This window comes from Glycocaulis sp. (assembly GCF_052168375.1).
GTDB lineage: Bacteria > Pseudomonadota > Alphaproteobacteria > Caulobacterales > Maricaulaceae > Glycocaulis.
The window spans coordinates 1-1,469 of the sequence record NZ_JBQLZR010000077.1; the positions used below are offsets into that span (position 1 = coordinate 1).

At 65.4% G+C, this 1,469-nt stretch carries 3 protein-coding genes; all 3 read right to left on the reverse strand.

Going from position 1 to position 1,469, the window contains the following annotated elements:
- On the reverse strand, positions 1-490 hold a 490-nt coding region (locus tag ACTS2Z_RS02935), incomplete at its 3' end, for a nitrilase-related carbon-nitrogen hydrolase (protein ID WP_442571737.1).
- Positions 490-756: a glutaredoxin 3 gene (grxC, locus tag ACTS2Z_RS02940; protein ID WP_442571738.1), complete on the reverse strand. Its 267-nt coding sequence runs from the start codon at positions 754-756 to the stop codon at positions 490-492. The genes grxC and ACTS2Z_RS02935, both read right to left, overlap by 1 nt.
- 47 nt (positions 757-803) lie before the next feature.
- The coding region (locus tag ACTS2Z_RS02945) for a ComF family protein (protein WP_442571739.1) at positions 804-1,469 on the reverse strand (666 nt) is incomplete at its 5' end.

Sequence of the window (1,469 nt, forward strand, 5' to 3'; positions counted from 1 at the left end):
GATAGGCAAAGCGTATGTCGTAGCAGATCGTCAGGCCGAGCCTGATACCGGCAGCCTCCGTCACGACCGCGCGGCTGCCCGGCGCATAGTTGGTGCTCTCCGACCAGGTCTCGCCATTGCCGATGGCTACATCGAACATGTGGATCTTGTCGTACCGGGCCTTCATTGCGCCATCGGGGCCAAACAGCATGGAGCGGTTTACCGCCCGGCCATCATCGCCTTTGAGCGCCAGCGACCCGGCGAGCACGTCGATCTTCAACTCACCCGCCAGCGCCGCCAGACGGCGCACAGCCATGTCCTCGCCCGGCGCACGCAAGGTCTCAAACAGGGCGCCGGTGTCCTTCTGCACCAGATTGGTCACTTCTGGCGTTGCGACCAGCTTTGCGCCCTCCCCGGCAGCCTGACGGATCGCGGCTTCCGCAGCATCCAGATTGCGCTGCGGGTCAGTGCCTGAGCGCATCTGCACGAGGGCGATCTTTACCTCTGCCATTACGCGCCCGCCTTCAGCATCGTGTCGAGGCGGCCTTCAGCTTCCAGCGCGAACAGGTCATCGCAGCCACCCACATGGGTGTTGCCAATGAAGATTTGCGGGAAGGTATTGCGCCCCGACCGGGCCTGCATTTCCGAACGCAGGGCCGGATCAAAGCCGGCCTCGATCTCGTTGAATGCCGCACCCTTCTCTTTCAGCAGCGACACGGCGCGCGAGCAGAAGGCACAGAACGGGCGGGTATAGATGGTGATGGCGGGCGTGGTCATGTTGGCGGGGCCTTCCTGGAATCAATCCGGTGCGGGCGATTTTCTGCTTATGTAATGACGTCGCTGGTCCTGACAACGCGTGCGAGCGTCAGGGCATCAACGCGCGCCGCGCCTGCCCGTTTCAGGGCCCGTGCACACGCCTCCAGCGTTGCGCCAGTTGTGTAGACGTCATCGATGAGGATGAGGGACACACCCGCGATGCGTGCCTTCGCGCTGTCGCGCACGGCAAAGGCCCCGGCCACATTGCGCCTGCGCCCCTTTGCGCTCTGCCCGCCCTGGCTGGGGGTTGCGCGCATTCGCATCAGGATATGCGGATCACAGGCCACCCCGGAGCGCTGCGCGACCGATTGCGCGAGCAGGAGCGACTGGTTGAAGCGGCGCTGACGCAGGCGGCGCGGATGCAGAGGCACGGGCACCAGGAAATCGGCATCAGCCAGCATCTCGCGACCGGCCCGCTGCATCCAGCCTCCGAAGGCGGCGAGGCCATCGACACGCCCGCCATGTTTCAGGGACAGGATCAGGCGGCGGCTTTCCGGCGTGTAGATGAAGGCCGAGCGGGCCGTCTCGAAGGCGGGCGCCCGCGCCGCGCACGGTCCGCACACCGCTCCCTCGCCCGGCGGCCAGTCAAAGGGAAAGCCGCACGCAGCACACTGCGGATCATCGAGGAATGTGATTTTCGACCAGTCTGCCGGCGAAAGCTGACCGTGGGCGCT